Origin of the sequence: Roseburia sp. AM51-8 (assembly GCF_003478275.1) — a bacterium.
Lineage (GTDB): Bacteria > Bacillota > Clostridia > Lachnospirales > Lachnospiraceae > Pararoseburia > Pararoseburia lenta.
The window spans coordinates 132,321-155,944 of record NZ_QUEY01000002.1 but is presented as its reverse complement, the minus strand read 5'-3'; the positions used below and the strand labels follow the sequence as shown (position 1 = coordinate 155,944).

The window sequence follows — 23,624 nt, the reverse complement described above, 5'->3', positions numbered from 1 at the left end:
AAATACGAATGTACGACTATGTATTTTGCATCTATGATAAGGGTAAGAATGATAAGAAAGTGGGGTATTTACACATGAACATTTATTGTAATCCTATCAATTTCGGATACCGCTATCAGTTCAACGACACACAGAAGGATGGCGTGACTGCTTCGCGTGAGGCTGCGGATCCATCCATGGTCTATTTTAAGGGAACCTACTATATCTTCCCTTCCATGACCGCCGGCTTTTTGCATAGCAAAGATATGGTAAACTGGGAATTATTTACAACGACCCATCTGCCGATCTACGACTATGCACCGGATGTCCGCGTTTGTGGCGATTATCTTTATTTCTGCGCATCCAGCCACGACAAGGGTATCTACTATCGCACCACCGATCCTTTTTCTGATACTTATGAGACATTTGACGGAGCCTTTCCTTTCTGGGATCCCAATCTCTTTGTAGATGATGACGGCAGATTCTACTTTTTCTGGGGATCTTCGACCTCGGAGCCTTTGTATGGGGTAGAACTGGATCCTGCCAGCATGCAGCCGATCGGGAAAAAACAGGCACTCTGTGAGATTGATACCGAGATCAAAGGCTTTGAGAGAAACGGAGAAAACCACAAGCCAAGCCATACACCGGAGGAGCAGGCAGGCATCCTTGCCATGATAGAAAGCCAGCCTATGCCGGAAAGCATGAAGGAAGCCGCAAAGAACTACTTGCTGGAACTGCCTTATATGGAAGGCGTCTGGGTCAATAAGCATGCTGGAAAGTATTATTTACAATATGCTACGCCTTCTTCCGGTCATAATATTTATAACGACGCTGTCTATATCAGTGACGCGCCACTCGGACCTTATGTGTTGGCACAGAACAATCCTTACTCCTACAAGCCGGGCGGATTTTTACCGGGTGCCGGACACGGCTCTACCATGGAAGACGAGGCAGGTCGAATCTGGCACACCTCTACTATGCGTATCTGCAAAAACCATAACTTTGAACGCCGTATCGGTCTATGGTCTGCCGGATACGATGCCGATGGCGAACTTTTCTGTAACCAGAGATATGGTGACTGGCCACAGGATATGGATGCCTTGAAAGCGGATCCTTGGGCAGATCCAAAGTGGATGCTCTTATCCTATGGGACTTCAGCCTCTGCTTCTTCTGTTTCAGAGAAAAAGATCAAACTGGATCCTACGGCACAAAGAATGGGAAAGACGGTTGAGATCGTCACAGATTATGCTCCGGCAAATGCCACGGATGAAAATGTCCAAACCTGGTGGAAAGCCGCATCAGAGGATGAAAAACCTTGGCTGCAGATCGATCTTGGAAAGACTTATGATATCCATGCCATCCAGATCAACTTTGCAGATGATGCCTTTACCCCGGATCCTTTGCCGGACGACTTCCATTTGAATGAGGCACTTATGCAGCAGCGTTGGATTGATACCGATCCGCAAAAGACCCGCTGGTTGTTGGAAGGCTCTGTGGACGGCACGCACTTTTTCACCATCACAGACAAACGAAATGCAAATACAGACCTACCGCATGATCTGATCGTTTCCGAGGATGGCATAGAGGCGCGTTTTATCCGTCTGACCGTCACAAAACTGCCATACGATCAGACTCCTGCCATCAGCGGTCTCCGCATCTTCGGCCTTGGAGATAGCCCAAAACCGCAAAAAACCGCCGAAGTTACTTTTGAACTTACGACGGCTCTTGATCTTCTGGTAAATTGGGCTGCATCGGATGATGCCACAGGACATGTCATCAACTGGGGCTATGCGCCGGATAAACTCTACCACTCTTATATGACCTTTGATGACTCCGTAGAAATCGGAGGACTTATCAAAGACCAGTCACTCTTCCTGCGCGTGGATGCCTTTAACGAAAGCGGCATCACAAGAGGCGACATCTTAAAGGTTCGTTAAATTCATACTGGCAAATGTAGGCTTCACGCAAGTGAGGCCTACAAAACTTTAAAACCGCCAATAGCAATATCTGTCTTTCTAGAACCGTGCCAACACCTGATCTAACTGATCCAGCATTTCTGTTCCCATTCCGGCAGCGCCGCATATTTTTCCATTATATCGCGCAGGCTCATATCCATCATCTGCGTTGGCATACGATCCAATCCCATTTTCTCACCCAAATCTTTAACAATCGCTGCATTCGATCTCAATTCACGCACTGTGGAATAGGTGCTATAAGACTTCTTAAGCGCTGTCTTTACCTGATACGTTATCTCATACGTACCAGAGCCCACATGGCATACACCATCACATACATCTGCAAATAAAGGATTTTCCTTATCCGCATAAGTGTCTTCTACCGCATCCGCAAGTACAATGTCAGCACTTGCATCAAATGGCACTTGCACAGAAAGGCTTACCTGCGTCGGATCAACAATCTTCCATGCCACTTTATAATTACCTGCTGCACTGTCAAAATTTCCTGCCGCTTCCTTCAGATTCCAGTTATAGGATGGAGCGATGTTCAAATGTTTTGCACCAGGATCTGCTTCATCCACACGAAATCCCAACACATAGCGGTAGACCCACTCCACTACAGATCCATAGGAATAATGGTTCAAACTATTCATTCCCGTACTTGAGATATGCCCTTCTTCATCCAGACTGTTCCAACGTTCCCATACGGTTGTTGCTCCCAGTAAGATCTCATGTAACCAGCCCGGATATTCCTCATTTAATAGGAGAGTGTAAGCCAGATCATTCATGCCATTATCTGATAGTGTCGGACACATGATCGGCATACCTGTAAATCCGGTCTGTAATTTATTATCGTTTGCAGTAAATAATTTTTTCAACATATCACGCGTCAACGCGACATTATCGGAAAGCCCATATTTCAATGCCAGCAGAAGACCTGTCTGCGTCTTGATACAGCATCTGCCCGTCTGTGAGAAGTACTCTTTTTTCACTTCAGCAAACTCACGTTTTGCAAGTTCATTGTATTCTTTTGCATCATCTTCTTTTCCAAGAACTTCTGCGGCTTTTGCTACAATTTCAGCACTCGCAGCATAGTAGATATTTGCGATATAGCCTTCTTCCGTACCGCCCATGACCTCATCTGCCTTGCCTGACGGATTATCCAGTGCCAGCCAGTCGCCATAGTGGAATACATGGCGCCATCCGTGATCATCACCGTCAAGGCGTCGGATATATTCGACCCAGGCCTTCATGCTTTCATACTGATCTGCAAGGATCTGCTCATCCCCATAAAACTTATACATATTCCATGGAATGATACATGCTGCATCTCCCCAGACGCAGGCACAGGTATGCACACCGACCGATGGCACCACATCTGGCACCATGCCCTCCAGATCTATTTGCTCCGTATACATATCATGCAGATACTTGCGGTAAAATGCATAGGTATCTCCATAAAATGTCGCTGTCGGCGAAAAGACCTGTGTGTCTCCGGTCCAACCCATACGCTCATCTCTCTGCGGACAATCCGTAGGCACATCCACAAAATTTCCTTTCATTCCCCAGCGAACATTTGAAATCAATTGGTTGACAAGTTTGTGCCCGGTTGTGATGTCACCCGTATAAGCCACATCACTATAGAGTGCCAGCCCTGTAAAATCCTCTGTTTTCAGATTGCTGACTCCTGTGACCTTGACATAGCGATAGCCATAAAAAGTAAAATGCGGCTGTATGACTTTCTCGCCGCCACCGCAGATATAAATATATTCCGACTTTGCGGTTCTAAGATTCTCATTATAAAAGCATCCATCCTGCAGAACCTCACCTGTCTGGATATGAATCTTGGTTCCCCGGGCTTCATGAACACGCAAGGTAAAGATACCTGCAAAGTTCTGTCCCATGTCAAAGACCTCTTCGCCCTTTGGTGTGTGAATCAATTCTTGCGGCTGCATCTGCTCATGAACCACAACCGGAAGACTATACCGGGCAGTCAGATGCCCTCTTGGAATCTGCTCATCTTTCTCCGGCTGACTGATATCATCTACCATCTGTCCGTCCGTCTTTCCTGCTGCGGCAAGTTCTTCAAAAGTACGACAAAGGATAACCGGCTCTACTGCAAGATCTTCCAGTGTCTGATCCACCTGTTCACCATCATAGATAGATGCATATGTGATCCGGCTTCTTTCGATCTGCCAGGTCTCATCCGTTCCAATGATCTCCTCTGTACCATCCGCATAGGTAACTACCACTTCCGCTATTAACTTTTTAGCGTTTCCAAAATAACCTTTTTCCTCATGTGCGCTAAAGCCAAAACGTCCGCCATACCAGCCGTTTCCCAAAAGAATACGCAGTTTTCCTCCATCTTTTACCTGCTCAGTCACATCATAAGTCTGATACTGAACCCAGCGGTTATAGTTATTCTGATATGGTGTTAAATATTCGTTGCCAATCTTTTCGTCATTCCAATACGCCTCATAAAGTCCCAGACCACACACATAGAGTCTCGCTTTTGCGACCTCTTCTTTGGCAGCAATGTCTTGTACAAAATAAGGATGTCTGGCCTGTTCAGCGGCACAAGTGATCCATCTTCCGATCCATGCCTCGTCCATTTTTGCTGTCTCAAAAAATTGCGGCGCACTAACAGTCACTTCATCCGCATCAGATGCCAACTCAAGAGTCCAGTAGTAGCGCGTCCGCGGCTCTGTCTTAAAATCGATCTTGTAACCCAGACTATTTGCCTCCCTGTCTTCCCCCGAATCAAACAAAATCTCCTGCATGACCTCATCTGCCGCAATGCGCAGCCTGGCATACTTTTGTGCCTTTCCTTTGGCCTCTTTTACTTTCCACGAAAAGGACAGTTTCCCTTTTCCCAATGCATACCCCAATGGATTACTCAGGTGATTGACCTGTAATGCATAAATTTCCATGGCTTACCTCCTCAATTGTCCTACTTTTCTTTTAATATAGCACAGAAGACACTACCCATACTATCTTTAATACAGTCGGAAAAATATGGTGATATAAAACCTCTTATTTTCCCACATAATCCTGCCAACGCCATTCATCCTTCCAGTCGATAAAAACCATCCCCTGTGGGTATTCCTCACACGCCTCTACAAATCGAATTGGCAGCCAGACATAATCAGCAATGGAAGTATTTCTTCCCATATCATCTATTCGCGAAAATTCCGGCATCTGACGTATGCGGCTTTTTTCTTCCTCGGTCCCGGAAAATAATTTATCGTAAACTTTTGCATAGAATTCGTAGTCTAAATCCATGCAATCCGGACACCAACGGTCTGCCGCCGCAATATATAAATCTTTTGTTCCTTCCACCTTGAAAATACAGGAAATCTGAGAATGAAAGGATGTATGCGAGGCATCCTCAGGATGTGGATTCCCCAACACTCTATATGGGCCGTGCCAGGTATCAGCCACAGCCAGATCAAAATCCCCCGCACTCATACCAAGTGGACGAATCCCCTGATTCACGAGCGTATAGGGACCAGTAATCTTGTCTGCCGTTAATACGGCTTCATCCTGATGTCCCTCTTTGTGCATGATCTTTACCCAACAAACGTATTTTTCTGTTCTTTCGTTATAGATAATATGCGGTCGATCCAACATACAATTCGTGGGATTTAAAGGCGAGTTCTCATCTTCCGTATCCGGAGGAATCACTAAGCCAAGATCCTCCCAGTTATATAAGTCATTTGACCTGTAAAAACGGATACCATAGGTCCAGACATCATTTGTTCCATCCGTAAATTCCTTGTTTTCTCCGTACCAATAATAAATGCCATCAACATAAATGACAGAACCGCCGTGAGCCTGAATGCGTTTTCCCTCGGTATCCAGCCATACTTGTCCCGGTCTAAAAGAATCGTACATATTCCCTCCTACTCAACGCGAGCCACAAAAACTCTATCTCTGCTCTTTATAAATGCATCTTCTGTCACAGAAAAACTACTTTCCAGGCGGATATCCTCAGAAGATGATCCGATCCGTAGTCTGATCTCGCCCTTTTCTATCTTCCACTGCATATCCTCGTCTAAGAATGCCATCTGGGACGGAGAAACCTCCACCTGAATCTTCTTAGTTTCCTGTGGCTGCAATGTCACACGGGCAAAACCGATCAATTCCTGCATTGGTCTTGCCAGTGATGCATAGACATCCTTGCCATAGATCTGTACAATCTCGGTTCCTGCAAGATTTCCTGTATTGGTAAGGGTAAAAGATAGTTGCACTGTCTCATCCGGTGCGACTTCTTCCTTATTGCAGGAAAGATTGGAATATTCAAAGGTCGTATAGGATAGCCCTCTGCCAAACGCATAACGTGGTCTGTGGGAACAGTCTACATAATTCTTAAATCCGATACTATCCCCCTGACTCCAGGCAGAGCCATTGTACAGATTATACTGTAGCGGCAACTGTCCGGCGTGAATTGCTGTTGTTACCGGCATCTTTCCACTTGGATTGTTGATACCAAGCAAAGTCTCCGCAATCGCCTGTGCCCCCATCTCCGATGGATTCCAAGCCTCAATGATGGCATTTAAGTATTTGTCTGCAATATCGCTGGAGATCGGTCGTCCATTCATATGCACGCCGACCATAGGAATCTTTAATTCTGCCGCTTTTTGGATCAGAACATCCTGACAGATCGGCAGATTGATATTTGTTCCATCCACGCCCTCGCCCATAGAAGATACCGAGCAGGAGCCATGCTTGCCGCCCAGCATAAAGATGACCAGATCTGCTCCTTCCATAGCCTTTAACGCCTCCGCATGATGGGAGCAGTCATCCCCGGCTATCGGATAGCCATAGGTCCATACGACTTCTGTCTCCGGCATCATTTCCTGCATTTCTTCTAACAGACTCCTACAATCCGGTTTCTGCAAACGAAGCAGATTGTCCATTTCCTCAATATCATCACTCTGGATATTGGTTCCCGGGATCAACTGATATCCGGCATTTGTAATTGCTGTTTCAATATCCACGCCCGCCATGGCATTGTATGCCGCAAATGGTGCCTCAGCCATGGAAAGATGGGTATATCCTCCAAAGAAAAAGCGGGCATTTTTTGCCTGCGGACCAACTAGCACGATCTTCTTTGTATGATTCTTGACCGGCAATGTGCCATCATTTTTCAAAAGTACCATAGACTCTCTGGCAGACTGTAGGGAAATCTTTTTATCTTCTTCTGTATTGCCATAAAATTTTTTCTCTAATTCCTGACCGGTGTAGGCAAAAGGATGTTCAAAAAGCCCCTGACGGAATTTGGCGGTCAAAGCCTGTTTTACCGCCCGATCCAGATACTGCATATCGTATTCCCCAGACTTGAACTTGGCGATAAAGTCATCATTGTATGCCTCTCGCATCGGCAATTCTACATCCATGCCGGCACGGATAGATGCATAACCTGCCTGATCCATGGTCTCATAAAGTCCCTGAAAACGATGCTGATTTCCGATTGCACCGTAATCTGCCAGAACTTCCCCGTCAAAACCCATCTCCTCACGCAAGACCTGTGTCAGCATCTTTTTATTGGAAGAAGATGCACTGCCACCCGAAGTGCAATAGCAAGGCATGACACCACGCAGATTACCGTCTTTGATGGCAATCTGAAATGGCTTTCCAAACTTTTCGATCATTTCCCGGTCACTCACAGATACATCTGCACCATGGATACCGCCAGTCGACTTGTGAAATCCCATAAAATGCTTGGCACAGGCATCACAACGTCTGCCATTGTCCGCGTCTACATGATCCTGTATGCCCCTGGTATAGGATGCCCCCATAATGCCATTTAGCGTCGGGTCTTCACCATAAGTCTCGCCCTCGCGTCCCATTCTCGGATCCTGTGTGACATCCAGAACCGGTGCCAAAACCTGTGTGATTCCAACTGCCTGTTCCTGACGACTGACGATTTTCCCGATTTTTTCTTCCAATTCCACATCAAAAGAGGAACCTCTGCCAATGCCTGATGGAAAACTCATGGCATCCTGAATAAAGGCTCCGCAAAGCCCCTCCATATGAAAAGTTGCAGGGATATGATGTGGACTTTTTTCCATGACTTTCTTTTGTATTTCTATCTGCCAGTCCACACACTCACGCATGGTCTTTTTCTGGCGCATCTCAAGTGTTGATACCTGTCCGATACCATAGTCAATCTGTCCCGGTTCATCCACCTGTTGTGCCCAAATACCGGAAACCTGATACACTTTTTCCTCTACTGACAAACGCCCAAGCAGATCCTCTGCCCTTTCTTCCGGTGTCAGGGATGAATCTAAATATTTTTCACTCATATACATAACCTCACTCATTTCATCATGATATCTTTATCTTATCTGCTTACTTTAAATCACTCTATCCAGCATTCCGATACTTTTTATCCGAAATCCGATAGGCAGAATCTAACTTAAAAAATCCGCTTCTGCTTCCACTTTCCACTGTAAAAACGCCCCGCCGACAACATGGCTGACAAAACCGCTGCCGGAATCATGCTATACCAGATACCCATATGCCCCAAAGAAAGCCAACTTGTACAGGCAAACATAAAGAGGATATTGGCAACAACCTCAACCACTCCATTCCACAAGGTAAAAAAGGCATCGCCTGCTCCATTGAGCGTCGCCTTAAAAATATAGATAATCTGACGGATCAACATACATGCGCCATTGATCAGCAATCCCGGGATTGCCAATCCAGCAATCATCGCATCACCCACAAACATCGCTACCAAAATCTGTCTGCCGGCAAGAATGATAGCCATGCAGACAAGGGAATATATACTTGTGATGTATAAACTACGCCGACAGCCCCGGTAAATACGATCGTATTTTCCTGCGCCGGTATTCTGCCCGGCAAAATTAGCCATCGCCATGCCGTAATAGCCAAATGGCAGCATAAAAAATTCATTCAAACGACATACAATCGTATAGGCTGACATGACCTGACTGCCAAAGGAATTGACAATTCCCTGACATACCACTCCCGAAATGGATGCCATGGCGTTTTGCAATGCCAAGGGGATCCCTAATTCACAAATTTTCTGGATCAGATGCCAGTCCGGTTGCATATCCTGCCCCTGTAACTGCATACAGGCAAGATGTTTCCTGCCGTGCAGCCAAAGACCAATCACAGATACACCTTGTGCCACAACAGTCGCGATCGCCACACCTGCGACGCCCATAGAAAAATATAGACCAGCACAATATCCATCCCTACATTGATCAGGCTGGATATGACAATATAGATCAGGGGTGTGACCGAATCTCCCAGAGCACGCAGAATCTGGGAAATCGTGTTATAGGCGGCTGTAATCACCATAGCCCCACAGACCAGTCGCATATAAACCAATGCGTAGGTCAGATTTTCTGCCGGTGTTCCCATAAGAAGCAGGATAGGACGGGCTAGGATCAAGCCAATCAGTCCCATAACAAGCCCGGATGCCAATGTCACATAAACCGAATTTGCAACCACCTGCTTTAATTTCTTTTCGTCCCCGGCACCGAAGGACTGGGCAGCGCAGATATTGACACCGCCGGACAATCCGACGCAAAGTGCCATAAAGAGATTGACAATACCTGCCGCGGCTCCCACAGAACCGAGGGCTACAGGGCCAACATAGCGTCCGACCACGATGGAATCGACAAAAGTATATAATTGTTGAAAGGCCGCACCGACCAGCATGGGAAGCATAAATCGCAGAATCTGCATCACCTCATTGCCCTCGGTCATATGTATGGTCTTGCTTGATTTCACTCTATAGCCTCCTCATTCTGTGTATTTATATGTTTTTATGCTTCTTCCATTACTTCTGCATTTTGTCTGCGTTCCTCATTTTCTTTTCGCATACCATCAATCTTTTTATCCAGAGTATAGAACTTCAAGCAGAAAAGAACCACGGCAAAGAAAGCCGCAGGAATCAAACTGTAAAGCAAACGGATCATCATAAGGGCAGAATCCGGTAAAACTGCTGTATCTCCAGCACTTCCGACGTAACCGGATGCAGCCATAAGTACCCCACAAAGGAAGGTTCCGATAGCAGAACCGATCTTATTGGCAAAACCATTTATACTTCCCAGTGTTCCTTCCATACGAGGTCTGCCACACCATTCATTGTAATCTGCACACTCAATGATCAGAAGCGGTCCCATCATAGAAATCGGTAAAGTTCCCATTCCCATCAAAATATTACCGGTTGCCAACAACGCCATATTATCCTTTGCAAGGAATAAAACAAGACCCGCTACGATATAGAAAACACATCCTAACTGAATCAGGTTTTTTACACTCATTTTCTTCAACATAGCCGGATATGCAATCATGGTAAGCATGGCAACAACCGTAAAGAGTGACATAATTCCCATCAGGCTTAAGTTCTTTACAATATAGGTAAAATAGTAAACCGATACACCAAAACCAGATATAATCTGTGCCACCAAAGTAACCAGCGCTACAAAATAGATGTACTTATTCGTTTTTAAAAGAGTAATAACTTCTTTGAAATTAACACTTGCACTTCCGGCATCCACATCATATTTCTCCGGTACAAAGAAGAAGCGGAGGATTCCAATAATAGCAAGTGGTGCTGCAAGCATAAGAATCATATGGCTCCATTTTCCGGCATCTGTACCTGCATTTGCCATCATAGTCGGGAATACCACATTAAAGACTGCAACACCAGCGACCGTTACCAAACCTCCGATGGAACTCAATTTGACATAGGTCTGCTGACTATTAAATGCTCTTACCATATAGGCTGTGTTATTTGCATTTAGTAAAGTATTAAATACTGACTGTGCCATAGTATATGCCACAACGACCCAAACACACTTTGCCACCGTTGACAAAGATGTTGGCACAGAAAATACCGCCCATGTTGCGACCCAAAGACCAATAATAGCAAATTCGTAAGGTCTTGCCTTGCCCAACCTGGTATGTGTCTTATCAACAAGATAACCTGCCAAAATATCGGTCACACCGTCAAAGATCTTGGATGCCATGAGCAGTGTTGCAACTAAGGCTGCATTTAATTCTAAAACATCCGTGCAATAAAATACGATATAACCGATCAGCACTGCCTGAATACCGGCGGACATAGTTCTAAAGTTCCATGTCCAGAATTTTAATATTCCAACTTTTCCCTTTTTCTCTTCTTTCATTTCTGTTCCCATTCTTAACCCTTCCTTCTCTTATGGTAAATCTACTCTACAATGACCTTCACACGATCTAAGTTCTTGCACTGGGTGAAGATGTCGCCGGCATCGCCATGACGGTTGCTTGCCACCTTGATAACCGGATAATAGATACCCGGCTTGGTGAATACATGGTCTGCTTCAATCTTGTATGTAGTATCATCCACTGCCTCGATGACCTCATCATTGGACCAGTCATTTGTCTTTTCATAATCCCATGCTGCATGTGTTACTTTTCCAGCCTTGGGCGGAACTTCGATCACTGCCTTGAAGCATATGTTTTCACCGACTTTTGCTCTGGTCACCTTGCCGTCATAGTCGCTTTGTCCTGCTGCATTTTCTACTACTGCTGATACAACCGGCTGCATGCCGCCACGCTCTTTTGCCCCCTTTGGCAAAGTAATCTGTCCGTCTGCATAGGTATAATTCATGGTATCAAACGGCTCGATCCCCTTTTCACACCATGCAGCCACATCCAAGAGTGCCTGATGCAGAGTTCCTAAATAATCTACCTGATTTTGCGGATCGTCCAGATAACCCGCACGATCGTCATGGATACTATTGTCATGATAGTAGAGGCGGAAATGGTCCTGCTCATCAATACCACAGCGTCCGATCGCCTTGCGATACCAGTCTCCATGCCATGGGCAGGCACTTTCGTCCATCATGGAACATATGCCGATTACCTTGCCATGGATATTTCCCGTCGGCATCAGTCCTGCACCACTGATGGCTGTCATTGGTGCCACCAGCATAGGCAGTTGTGTGTATTTCGGACTGCCGTCCTCATTGCGAAACTGATCATACACATCATAAGTCTCGTCCGGCAACTGATGTCTGTGGAAACACTGCATGGCAATAGCATCGCCATTGTCAATCATAACCTGATCTCCCGGCTTCAACTCTTTGAAAGGATTTTCATGCTTGCCGTCGTTCTCCGGATGGAGTTCCAGCATATTCCCATCTATACTGCTAATATTGATTTCCTTTCCTGCACATGCACCATCTAAGACTTTAAAACGACAATGATAGGTATAGGTATCTGCCGGTATTGCATCCTTCAAATATATATGCGGTAATTTTTCTCCACCAAGGATTGTATTAAGCCAACTGGTATCCACCGTATTTTTTTCTTCTTCTGATAATTCCGGTTCCGCATAGTCATAGTCCAAATGCTCCACTGTCGTCACAAGTTTCATATGGGCTCTAGCCTCATTACTCTCAGGGTCTGCCCCTTCATAGCCTTCCTTTTCCCAGAAATCCTTAAAGTAAGTAGGAAACATCTGATAAACTGCCGGAACCAGTACCATGAGTGCACCGTCTCCCATATATGGATAATCAAACCATGCTTTGGGTGGAAATCCCATGCTGGTCGCCTCTTTTAACGCCTGCTTCTGGTCTTCGTTTAAGCCCTCATAGATGTCACCGCTCCCGCCGGGCTCCTGCGCTGTAACGACTTTTTGCATACCTTCTTCGCCGAGCAGACGTACTGCACGCATACGCGGTGCAAAGACATTTGGTGCTGCCATTGGATTTGCCATCACATAAGGAACCGCTCCATCCCAAACGCCATCCGTTCCCTCAATACAGCCCATAACCTTGAAAGACCCGCCACTGCCGCCAAAGACATAACCATAAGGTCTCTCCTCTGCCTCATAAATGCGTTTTGCAACTTTTCGCGAAAACTCTGCCGTATTTGCACTGACCTTATAAAGGCGGCTGGAGTCTCCTCCTAACATAAATCCGCCCTGATTGGAAACCACAAAATATGCTCCATGTGTGAGTGCAAAGGCAATTTTATTATCCTCGCCCGTCTGACTTTCTGTCGCATTTTCACTTTCCGGTGCCGGAGACAAATACTGGAAAAATCTACCCTCATATTTCTCTTTTTCCGGGAAATATAAGGCAAATCGCGCCTCACTTTCGCCATTGATATCCGTACCATGGAATCCACCATGCACATAATAATGACGAACTGGCGTATCGCGCCATTCCTCAACATCAATGTATGGATCTCTGAAATACGGATCTTCTGCCGGTACATATAATTTATCTTCCATCTTTCTTCACTCCTTTGAAATGGTTTTCAATAACGTTATCTTGTAAAAAAAAGATAGCATATGAAAATTTTTGATTATGTCATTTTTTTCTTGTTGTTGATAATTTTTTATGATATATTCCAAGAAAAAGCGCTATGGAAAGAAGGCACCCATATGTTAGAAAATTTGACCAGACAGGAATTAGATGAATATACGCTTGCCACCGGCATCCCCATCCATATCTTTTATGAGCAGGAGATCCGCTACAGTTCCAATATTGCCGCACAGATCCAGTTATATAATCTTCCTCTCTATCTTTTGTCCAGTCTGCCAAAGGAACTCCCGGATACCTGGATTACTACAACAAGAGAAAATCTTTATTTTGGAGGACTGCGAATTCAAGAAACCGGTGAAATTCTACTTTTTGGTCCCTTCCTGCTTACAGATTGCACCCTAAAACAGGCAAAAGCCATCTTGGCGCGCTTAGGACAAGAAAAAAGAGATGCCATGGACTTCCGTCAGCAATTGAACTTGATCCAACATATTGACGTGCCACAACTGCGGCACCATGTATCTCTTTTGTATTTGCTGCTAAACCATTGTACTGCGCCGGAAATTTCCAGCATTTCTTTTACTTGGGAACATCTCGTCCCAGCACAACTCCCGGTAATTTTAAACGACGAAGATCAAGACAAAAATGCAGCACAATCTGCCTATGTAGAAGACCATATTGTAGATTGTGTAAGACATGGCAAGACAGATGAACTGGTTGGTTTTTTTAATGCTATCCTGTTGGACTCCTCCGGCAATGAACCGGATAACTTTGACCTGGAACTCCGCCGGGGTTACATCTTTGGTGCCAACACCATGTTATCCCGCGTTGCCCGCGCTGAGGGATCAGATCTTGCAACTGTCAATACCATATCCGACTACTATATTGATCAACTGCTTCACGCAAAGAATGTCAATGAGTTGAACTATCTCTTTTACCAGTTTTCCACTCACTACACGGAAGAAGTACGTAAATTAAAGACCCTGCACACCAATTCCATGATCGCCAATCAGGTCAACGCCTATATCCAATCACATATTTACGAAAAACTGTCCACCACGCGAATTGCAGATGCCCTTGGCTTTAGTAATTCTTATGTCTGCAGCGAATTCAAAAAAGCCACCGGCACCACCATTACCAAGCATCTGACCGCTTGCAAGATAAATGAAGCTAAATATCTCTTGGAACGCGGAGAATACTCTGCAACGGAGATTTCGGATATGCTACAGTTTTCATCCGTTACCTATTTTTGTAATACTTTTAAAAAATACAGTGGCATGACACCCTTGGAGTGGAAGAATAAGCAGGAGGCTATCTAAGAAACTCATTTTTACTGGATACAAAAAGTGCACCCTGATATGGATGCACTTTTTTATGGAAGATTATAATTTTTTACTGTTATATAGATTTCTATGCTGTCTTATCCCTTCTCGGTTTTCTCATGCGCTCATAGGCGATATGGATATCACTTTCGGACATTGCCTTTTGTGCGGCTTCTTCCTCCGCCTGATCTACTTGCTCTTGCAAATTCTCCTCGGCTTCATCAAAACGGTCGATGGTCTGATCCCACTCTTTTTGCGTATAAGCCTTTCCACCGATCATGATGGAGTCTGCTTCTTCGATCTCACCCTTGGTTTCCTTAATCTTTCTTTCCATCATAAGGGCATTTAAGATCAGGAACTGGTCTTTGGCATTAAACATGCCGATCACATCAGACAACTGCCCTAAATTATCTTTATTAACAACCAAATATCCCCCACCAGATAATTGGATATTTAAACACTTAGACTTATCCGACGTATCTCCCAGATGCAACTGGTTCTGCTTCGTATCCAGACGGAAGATAACGCCATTGTAATTGATTTCTCCATCTTTTGCCAGATAATCATATGGCGCATGTCCGCCGCTCATATCGCGGTTCGGCAACTGGATCGTATCTGCGAAACTGTCGTCCTGCCGCTTTGCGCTCTTTAAATTTTGAATGTTTTGCGTATTTCTGATGTCGTTGATTCCTAATTCCATACCTTCTCCTTTTTGCCGATTATAGTGTCATTACCTTTTATATCGGCAGAAAGCATGAAAAATGTAGTTTACCGTCCGTTTTACCCTGCAGTTACTATAACTTTCTTCCCAGAAAAAGCAATTCCTAATTTCATCAGTTCCTTCGTTCCCTCATTTCTCATTTCATCCGCATAATGTTTCGAATCAATCTGTACTAATGCCTTTTCCGAAAGACTTTGTAATTCCCTCTCTGAAAGATCTCTTGCCCATTTGAGTTCCATGATAATGCCCGGATACTTTTTCTCTTTTGGAATCAACCCGATGTCATAACGACCTTCACCCGCTTCCCGGTTGGAACGTATCTTGTATTGATTGTCTAATAAAGCCATCAAGCCTAATAATAAGCCATGATAGAACCCTTCTGCCCCTGCATCATAGAAACTGATCGTTTTTTTCATGTATTCCATAATTGCGGTTTGCAGTTTCGCCATATCATTTACATACAGACTTTCTGCGATTTTATTTGCTGTAGACTGTGTAATAAGTCCCACTTGTAGCAAATGTGAAAGAACCTCTCCTTTATATACCGCTGCAATTTCCTTATTGGGAATCGAAATCTGACACATAAATGCTCCGTCCGGTTGTAATTCCTTTTTGACCGCCTTTAAATATCCGGCAACCATCAACAGGCTATAGACATTCGCCGGCTCTTCCGTTAGTGAACGATAGACAACATTTTGATTGATACATGCCAATACCGTTTCTCCTTGCAAAAGTGCAAACAATCTTTCCGTAATATCATCTGTTGCTTCCCGCAAAACATCCGCAAGTATCTCATTCTTACCTGTATTTGCCCAATATGCCTGTGGTCTGCATCCCTTTGCAATATAATTAATGACCGACCATGGATTGTAGATTTCTGTATCACCAAACAGATAGCCGTCATACCATTCCTGTAACTCAGTCTTTTTCTCCGCCACATCATAATATGACAGCATCTTGTCAACCTCACTTTCCGTAAAGCCGAAGAACCTATCATATTCTGTATCCATCACAGAATTGACTGTCAGATTATTGAGTCCGCTAAAGATACTCTCCTGCGCAATCCGTAAAATTCCTGTCAAAAATCCGTATGAAAGATTCCTGTTGTCCTTAAAAGCCCCAGAGAAGAAATTGCGCATAAAGCCAACAATATCTTCATAAAAATCCTTAGCATAGCCCTCTTGGATCGGGATATCATATTCGTCAATAATAATGATTGGGGCAATGCCATAATGCTTATGCAACATTCTGGAAAGATTCTCCAATGCTGCGGTCAATTCCACGCTTCCTGCTGTCCCCTGTAAAACTGCCCGAAAATAATCACGTTCATATTCCTCTAGTTTTTCACTTGTCAGAAGTTGACTATGTCTTCCAAACTCATCCTGTAAAAGTCCGCGGATCTTATCCATCGTGGCATCCCATGAATCAAATTTAACATCTTTAAAGGTCAGAAAAATCACCGGATATTTCCCTTGATACTTGGTATAATCTTCTCCTGCCTGCCAGATTTCCTTGTCCCTGAAATAAATGCTTGTATCCTCCTCTGATATTTCAAAGAAAACACGAAGCATATCCATATTCAAGGTCTTTCCGAATCTCCTTGGTCTGGTAAACAACGAAACAAGTGGCTTACGATCAATAAATTCTTTAATCAGCATGGTCTTATCGACATAATAATATTCTGCCTGTGCTCTTACATAATCAGAAATGCCGATAGGAAGAGGTTTCTTCCTGTAAGATTTGCCATTATTTTCTACTGTTGTTTCCCTTCGACGCAAGTCTACAGGTCGAACCACATCATCTGGAATCTGCCAACTTTTACCGACTTTTGCAGCACCAGCAATACGTCCCTGTTTACATAAATTTGCTATGCTACGCTCCGACATCTTCCATTCTTTTGCAATTTCCTTGCAGGTTTTCATAATGCTCACTCCGTCTCAATCTTATATAACACTAGTTTATATCCTTATATCGCAAATTATACCTCACTTTCCGCAATATATCAATTTACAGTTTGCGGAATAATCATTATAGTTTGCGGTTTGCGAAATATAACATCATGATCGCCAAAAAAGGAGAGCAATTCTCTTTGCCCTCCTCTCATTCCATTTTGGAATACGTTATACAATCAAATCTACGTGATTAACGGTGCCTACCTCGCCACTGCTTTCGTGGAGGTAAATTCCTGTCTTTTTGATCTCGCCATTTAACTTATGGTCGTCATCCTTTAAAGAAAACTGTGTATCCGCATTTCCAAGATATATGGCACCAACATCTGCATCCTTTAAACTGATCAGTTTGTCCTTGCCGTCCTCATCTTTTGTCCAGATCTTTAACTGGGAGAAAATGGCATCATTTTCATCGATCCAGCCATTGCCATCCGCATCATAGGCTGCCAGATCCTTAAAGCCGTCTCCGCTCTTGGTTCCGAATAATTCGGATCCATCATTGATCTTTCCATCGCCATTGCGGTCCAATGCCAGAAATCCGCTGCCCTTGCCCGCAAAAGAAATCTCTTCTTCTTTGCCATCCGTATCCAGATCAAAGAAGAATTTCTGATCGGACACACTGCCGATATCCGTATCCAGATTGATCATCAGAGGATCTGTCTTGATGTAAGACTCCACTTCCAGACTGTTGATACTTGCCGTAAATGCCCGCGACATGGAGACCTCCATATTAAAATTGATGTCCCTGCCGTCTACTGTACGCACGATTCCGCTGGTTGCAAAGGTCGTAGACTCTGCCTCGGTATAGAAACCGGAAGTCGCCGTCACCCTCTGCCAGATGGTGCCGCTGCCCGTCGTCCCGATCACCGGAAGTTCTGATCCCATACTGCTACCATCACTGCCGCTTGAACTCCAGGAACTTTCCATATCCTGATTGCGGTAAAATGGAGAACGCAGATCCAATACATTGTTGGAATCCGAAGTGGCAAGCCCGGAATCCATAAGGCTCTTGCCCTGACGCAAAAGTTCAAACATCCGCTTGATCATCTCCAGTTTGATCTTGTACTGATCAGACATTTCCAAGCGTCCGCTTCCGTTGGTCCTATTTGTGCTCTTGGTCCGCTCCAGCATCTCCTTTGCGGAACGTTCTTCATTTTCTTTGCGCTTTTGCGCGGCTTCCTGCTCCTGCTGCTTTTTATATTCCAGCATACTGGTCCGGTAATCTGCCCCGTCCATTTCCTCGGATTTTGTAAAAATTGCCCCTGCAAGATTTTTGGATGCTGCCGCCTCCATGGTCATAGACTGTTTGTAGGAAAATTTTGTTTCCTGATGGCTGGATGCCATCGCCACATTGCTGCTTGCTATCCTCATATTTTCGCACCGCCTTTCCGCTCCCTCTCTCTGTAACATACATATCGGCGGATGGTGCGATTTCATTAACCCGGGATCCTTGCAAGTTCTTTCCGTCTGCTTCTATCCCAACCATGGCATGTTGTCTATGTCCTTTTTATCCTAAATGCTTAAGCATAGCGTTTCGCCTTCTTCAAGGAAACAATCCCCACAATGAGCAGGATCGGGAAGATGATCCCCGCCAGAATTCCTTTTTTCAGATCATCCGAAGCCAGACCTGTGACAAAACCGACGAGTGTCGGACCACCGGAGCAGCCGACATCACCCGCTAACGCCAGTAGGGCAAACATGGCAGTTCCGCCATTTCGCAATGCCGCGGATGCCTTGCTGAAAGTCCCCGGCCACATGATACCGACAGACAGTCCACACAAGGAACAGCCGATCAGAGAAAAGAGTGGCGACGGTGAGAGCGAAATGCACAAGTAGGAAACAATGCAAAGCAGACTGCTCGCCTGCATAAATTTATCCAGATCGATCCGGTCACCAAACTTGCCGTAAAATGCTCTGGCACTTCCCATCAGGATGGCAAATGACATCGGACCTGCCAGATCTCCGATCGCCTTGCTCACGCCCAAGCCCTGCTCCGCAAAGGTGGATGCCCACTGACTGACCGCCTGCTCACTGGCCCCGGCACACATCATCATAAGCATCAAGATCCAGAAGATACGATTTTTACACAGTTCCCACAGGGACATACCTATTTCCCCTTCTTCGATCAATGGCGCGATCGGCACCTTGCAAAAAAGGATGCCATTGCAGACCGGAATAATGACCCATAAAAGGGCTAAGATCTTCCAGTCTGCAATGCCGAAAAACCAGAAAAAGAGGGTGGATAGCAGTACCACGCCGACATGCCCCCAGCAATAAAAGGAATGTAAAAGACTCATTGCCTTTTCCTTATTTTCACTCGGACAGGACTCCATGATCGGGCTGATCAGAACCTCGATCAGACCGCCGCCGATCGCATAAATGACCACGGCGATCAAAAGCCCGGCAAAGGCATTTGGCAAAAGATCCGGCAATACCACCAGTCCTGCCAGACCAAGCGCAGCAAAAATATGAGCCATTACGATCGACACCCGATATCCTATCTTGTCGACAAACTTTGCCGATAAAAGATCCACCAAGAGTTGGATACCGAAATTGAAGGTGATCAGCATAGTAATCTGGCTCAAAGGTATTCCATAAGAACTTTCAAAAGTTAAAAATAATAGGGGAACGAAGTTATTTACGATCGCCTGCACGATATATCCCACAAAGCAGGCATACATTGTATTTTGATATTTGTCTTTCATTTCTGTTTTCTCCTCGCAAACATCCTATCATTTTAAAATAAGAACCGCAATTTAAAATTAACAACAGAATCTGTCGTCAGTCCGTTCATGTATGCGCGCTGCCCTTTCCAGCGACCCGGAACACCCACTGGACTCCATCCGGCAGATATTCCCTATATAATATAAGCATTTTTTGACATTTGGGAAAAACTATGCTACTTTTAGTTAGTAATGACTAACCAAAAGAATGCATAAGGAGATGTCCTCGATTGCGGTTGCGGCACCGGTCCCATGCTCGAACTGCTCCATGACAAATACCCGGACAAACACTATGTCGGACTGGATCTTACGCCTGAGATGATCCATGTCGCACAGGCAAAAAATCTCTCCAACACGGAGTTTCTGGTCGGCGACAGTGAAAATCTGCCTTTTGATGAAGGAACTTTTGATGCGATCATCTGCTCCAATAGCTTCCATCATTACCCGAACCCGCAGAACTTTTTCAGCAGCGCCTACCGCGTCCTGCGCAGGGACGGTCGCCTGATCTTGCGGGACTATACTTCCTCTGATTTTGTGGTCTGGCTCATGAACCATATCGAAATGCCTTTGGCAAATCTGTGCGGACATGGCGATGTGAAAATCCTCAAGGCTACCGAATTTACCGCTATGGCTGAAAACGCCGGTTTTACGGTTCTTACCATGGAAAAACAAAAAGGCTTCCGCGCTCACTTAGTCGCACGCAAAATGAAACGCATTGACTTTGAAACGGAACCATAACTAGGAACCGCGGGCTTTATCACCATGCTCTGTACCGTGTTACCGGAACTCAAAAAGATGGAAAAATCACAAAGGCAGTTCTAAATACTTTCTTCCGCTATCATAGGCTGCCCCCAGTTTCTCATAAAAAGCGAGCGATGGCGTATTCCAATCCAGACAGGACCACTCCATCCTGCTATAGCCTCCGCCTTTGCTCTCTTTGCGACCGCATCAAAAAAGTATCTGCCAAATCCATGCTTACGGTATTCTGCCTTGATATAAAGATCTTCTAAATGTATGCCGCCACAGGCAGCAAAGGATCCAAAGACCGGATAATAGATGGCATAGCCGATGACCTTTTTCTCATATTCCAAGAGCAGGATCGTCGCGATCTTTCGCTCAAAAAGCCAGTAAGACAAGGATTCCTGTGTCCCCGTCATATCTTCCGGGCGCTTTTCATATTTTGCCATCTCCCGGATCAGTTCCTGCACCAGAGCGATCTCATCCGCCCGTGCTTCACGGATTTCCAGTGTATCATTCATGTTAATTCTCCTTAAACCTCTTCATCATTTCATTAGTCAGGCTGAACTCGCCCGGCTGCAAGACAATGTCCTCTCTTTGCACCCACTCGGCGTACTTTAATTCCTCAGGATCCATGGTGATTCTGTCGTCTCCGTCCACATCACAGTAAAAGCCAAGCAGGATATCATTGGCGGTTCCCCACGGCTGCGACTTATAGTAGCGGATATTTTTGACCCGGATGCCTGCTTCTTCCATCACTTCTCTTTGCACGGTTTCCTCCATGGTCTCGCCGATCTCCGTAAAGCCCGCGATCAGGGCATTGTAGCGAAAGCCGGTTCGGTAGCGGGTAATGAGCAATTTGTCTCCATTGGTCACCCCAACGATCACCGCCGGCATAATGCGCGGATAGGCGGTGTAGTGGCAGGCAGGACAGACCATGGCTCTCTCCGTTTTGGAATGTTGCATCTCATGCCCGCATCTTCCACAAAATTTCGTGTCCCGATACCAGTCTGCCAGATGCTTGCCGGTCACTGCTGCAAAAAGTGCCTCGTCCGGTCCTATGCCCTCTTTTCGCAGACTCTTTTCATCCACATAGGCATAGCCCTCCGGTATGTCTTTTTGCTCCAAAAGATGGTCGCACAGAAAATACCTGCTATCATCTATGGCAAAGAGATAGCGAATGTCAGCAACATACTCGTCTGCCAGATCCTTGACTCTTGGAAACCGCAACTCGTTTTCCTCAAAACAAGTCTCCTCCACTAAGATCCTGCCATTTACAATGCAAAGCAGCGTATCTTCCTTTTTCGTCTGTACGCCCGGATCATAATGGTTGTTTAATTGATGTGGGTAAATATCCTGTATCATAAATTCTCCGATCTTATGCTATTTTAAATACCTGCAAGAGCAAAAGCCATGCCAAACCATAGTAAGTCACTACTGCCACCAGGTCATTGACCGTCGTGATGAGCGGACCGGATGCCACTGCCGGATCCACTTTGATCTTGTGAAAAAGGATCGGCACCAGCGTTCCCACCAGACTGGAAATCACGATCGCTACGATCAGTGCGATACCAACACAGCCGGAAATGAGCATTGCCATCGCAAACGGATAGCCTTTAAACAGGCTGATGTAAATTCCCAGACAAACCAGAGCCATGATCCCCAGCAAAGACCCATTGCAGAATCCAACTTTCATTTCCTTGCCGATCAGGCGGATCTTATCTTTGCCGCTCAACTGTTCATCCATCAGGACACGAATCGTAACCGCAAGCGACTGCGTGCCGACATTTCCCGCCATGTCAAGGATCAGGGACTGAAAGCAGATCACGACCGGCAGGACGGCGACGACACCCTCAAAGGCTCCGACAACTGTGGATACACCCATACCAAGAAACAAAAGGATGATCAACCATGGCAGACGTTTTTTAATACTCTCTTTGGTGCTCTCGTTTAAGTCTTCCTCTGCGGACAGACCAGCCAGTTTTGCATAGTCCTCGCCCAACTCGTCATCCACAGCCTCGACTACATCCTGCGCCGTGATGATACCAATGATCTTCTTATCCTTATTTAAGACCGGCAGGGAATCCTCCGCATAATCTTTGATCTTTTCGATACTATCGGAGATCTTTTCATGGTCCAGCAGATAGGGATAAGCATAACTGATCAGTGAATCCAGCGCCACGTTTTCCCGCGCAACGATAAGGTCTTTGAGGTCGATCGCACCACAGAAACGCCCCCGGTCATCTACCACATAAAGGGTCGTGATATTATCATTTTCCCCTGCCTGCTGCACCAATTCGTGCATAGCCTGACGGATACTGAGATTTTGTTTGATGCGGATATAATTGGTCGTGATCAGGCTTCCGATCTCATCCTCATCATAGGAATTGATGAGAAGGATATCCATTGTCTTCTCATCATCCAGCATAGGACGGAGTTTGACCTTTACGCTCTCGTCAATGTCTTCCCAGAGATCAACGGCATCATCCGCCTCCATCTCATTGATGATCTCCGCCAGTTTGTCTATGCCGATCTCCTCGATATAAGGTGCCGGATCATCCACATAGGACATGATCTCTGCCAGCCACTTGGCATCCAGCCCGCTGTATAAAAGATTGCGCTCTGCGCGGTTTAGGTATTTCAGACTCTGCGCTATATCATTATCATGATAAGCCCTGAGTTGTTCCCGCATTTCATCCATAGACTTGGATACCCGGATCATAACGGCAATCTCTTTTTCAAAAGTTGGTTCTTTTAATACTTCTTTTCTCATCATAAGCCTCCTTCTTCCCCTAAAAAAGGGCATAAAAAATCCATCGTAACTCAGACGTTACACAAACTAAAGTTGTGATTTCGTTCTGACGATGGATCAAGGCTTATCTTGTATTTCAAAAATGGCGCACCTACAGACATTTGAAATAGCGTGTAAGTCCAGATCCATCA

17 protein-coding genes are annotated in these 23,624 nt (G+C 45.3%); 3 read left to right on the top strand and 14 right to left on the bottom strand.

Annotated features, from left to right (window positions below; genetic code table 11):
• Window positions 1-74: 74 nt before the first annotated feature.
• Entirely contained in the window at window positions 75-1,916 is a 1,842-nt protein-coding gene (locus DW996_RS04410; protein WP_118535243.1) for a family 43 glycosylhydrolase, read from the top strand.
• A 101-nt stretch (window positions 1,917-2,017) separates the two neighbouring features.
• Here DW996_RS04410 and DW996_RS04405 read toward each other — a convergent pair whose 3' ends face one another.
• The 7 genes from DW996_RS04405 to DW996_RS04375 form a co-directional block, all read right to left on the bottom strand.
• Window positions 2,018-4,864 (bottom strand): alpha-L-rhamnosidase, encoded by a 2,847-nt coding sequence (locus DW996_RS04405; RefSeq protein WP_118534975.1) that lies wholly within the window; start codon window positions 4,862-4,864, stop codon window positions 2,018-2,020.
• A 103-nt stretch (window positions 4,865-4,967) separates the two neighbouring features.
• Entirely contained in the window at window positions 4,968-5,828 is an 861-nt protein-coding gene (locus DW996_RS04400) for a hypothetical protein (protein WP_118534974.1), read from the bottom strand.
• Between the two features lie 8 nt (window positions 5,829-5,836).
• A complete protein-coding gene (locus DW996_RS04395; protein WP_118534973.1) occupies window positions 5,837-8,242 on the bottom strand; it encodes a glycoside hydrolase family 3 N-terminal domain-containing protein in 2,406 nt (801 codons plus the stop codon).
• A gap of 113 nt (window positions 8,243-8,355) precedes the next feature.
• Complete coding sequence (locus tag DW996_RS04390; protein ID WP_118280567.1) at window positions 8,356-9,129, bottom strand: MATE family efflux transporter; 774 nt, start codon at window positions 9,127-9,129, stop codon at window positions 8,356-8,358.
• Window positions 9,075-9,701, bottom strand: a complete 627-nt coding sequence (locus DW996_RS04385) for an MATE family efflux transporter (protein WP_118280568.1) — start codon at window positions 9,699-9,701, stop codon at window positions 9,075-9,077. The genes DW996_RS04390 and DW996_RS04385 overlap by 55 nt, the downstream gene beginning before the upstream one ends.
• Before the next feature lie 35 nt (window positions 9,702-9,736).
• Window positions 9,737-11,116: an MFS transporter gene (locus tag DW996_RS04380; protein ID WP_118280569.1), complete on the bottom strand. Its 1,380-nt coding sequence runs from the start codon at window positions 11,114-11,116 to the stop codon at window positions 9,737-9,739.
• Window positions 11,117-11,145: 29 nt separating this feature from the next.
• Window positions 11,146-13,197, bottom strand: coding sequence for a hypothetical protein (locus DW996_RS04375; protein WP_118280570.1), 2,052 nt, complete (start codon window positions 13,195-13,197; stop codon window positions 11,146-11,148).
• A gap of 153 nt (window positions 13,198-13,350) precedes the next feature.
• On the opposite strand from DW996_RS04375, the gene DW996_RS04370 reads away from it, so the two are divergent.
• Entirely contained in the window at window positions 13,351-14,547 is a 1,197-nt protein-coding gene (locus tag DW996_RS04370; RefSeq protein ID WP_158575192.1) for a helix-turn-helix domain-containing protein, read from the top strand.
• Window positions 14,548-14,638: 91 nt separating this feature from the next.
• On the opposite strand, the gene DW996_RS04365 is transcribed toward DW996_RS04370, so the two are convergent.
• The 4 genes from DW996_RS04365 to DW996_RS04350 form a co-directional block, all read right to left on the bottom strand.
• Entirely contained in the window at window positions 14,639-15,250 is a 612-nt protein-coding gene (locus tag DW996_RS04365; RefSeq protein WP_118280572.1) for a hypothetical protein, read from the bottom strand.
• Window positions 15,251-15,330: 80 nt separating this feature from the next.
• A complete protein-coding gene (locus tag DW996_RS04360; protein WP_118280573.1) occupies window positions 15,331-17,193 on the bottom strand; it encodes an AAA family ATPase in 1,863 nt (620 codons plus the stop codon).
• Window positions 17,194-17,391: 198 nt separating this feature from the next.
• Window positions 17,392-18,591: a hypothetical protein gene (locus DW996_RS04355; RefSeq protein ID WP_118534971.1), complete on the bottom strand. Its 1,200-nt coding sequence runs from the start codon at window positions 18,589-18,591 to the stop codon at window positions 17,392-17,394.
• 149 nt (window positions 18,592-18,740) lie between these two features.
• Window positions 18,741-19,925, bottom strand: coding sequence for an MFS transporter (locus DW996_RS04350; RefSeq protein WP_118280575.1), 1,185 nt, complete (start codon window positions 19,923-19,925; stop codon window positions 18,741-18,743).
• 270 nt (window positions 19,926-20,195) lie between these two features.
• Here DW996_RS04350 and DW996_RS04345 point away from each other — a divergent pair, with 270 nt between their 5' ends.
• Window positions 20,196-20,681 (top strand): class I SAM-dependent methyltransferase, encoded by a 486-nt coding sequence (locus DW996_RS04345; RefSeq protein ID WP_118534970.1) that lies wholly within the window; start codon window positions 20,196-20,198, stop codon window positions 20,679-20,681.
• 80 nt (window positions 20,682-20,761) lie between these two features.
• On the opposite strand, the gene DW996_RS04340 is transcribed toward DW996_RS04345, so the two are convergent.
• The 3 genes from DW996_RS04340 to mgtE are packed head-to-tail and all read right to left on the bottom strand — an operon-like array spanning window position 20,762 to window position 23,454.
• On the bottom strand, window positions 20,762-21,202 hold the full coding sequence (locus DW996_RS04340; protein WP_243098665.1) for a GNAT family N-acetyltransferase: 441 nt from the start codon (window positions 21,200-21,202) through the stop codon (window positions 20,762-20,764).
• Between the two features lies 1 nt (window position 21,203).
• On the bottom strand, window positions 21,204-22,046 hold the full coding sequence (nudC, locus tag DW996_RS04335; protein ID WP_118280578.1) for an NAD(+) diphosphatase: 843 nt from the start codon (window positions 22,044-22,046) through the stop codon (window positions 21,204-21,206).
• A 13-nt stretch (window positions 22,047-22,059) separates the two neighbouring features.
• Window positions 22,060-23,454: a magnesium transporter gene (mgtE, locus tag DW996_RS04330; protein ID WP_186854214.1), complete on the bottom strand. Its 1,395-nt coding sequence runs from the start codon at window positions 23,452-23,454 to the stop codon at window positions 22,060-22,062.
• Between the last annotated feature and the right edge of the window lie 170 nt (window positions 23,455-23,624).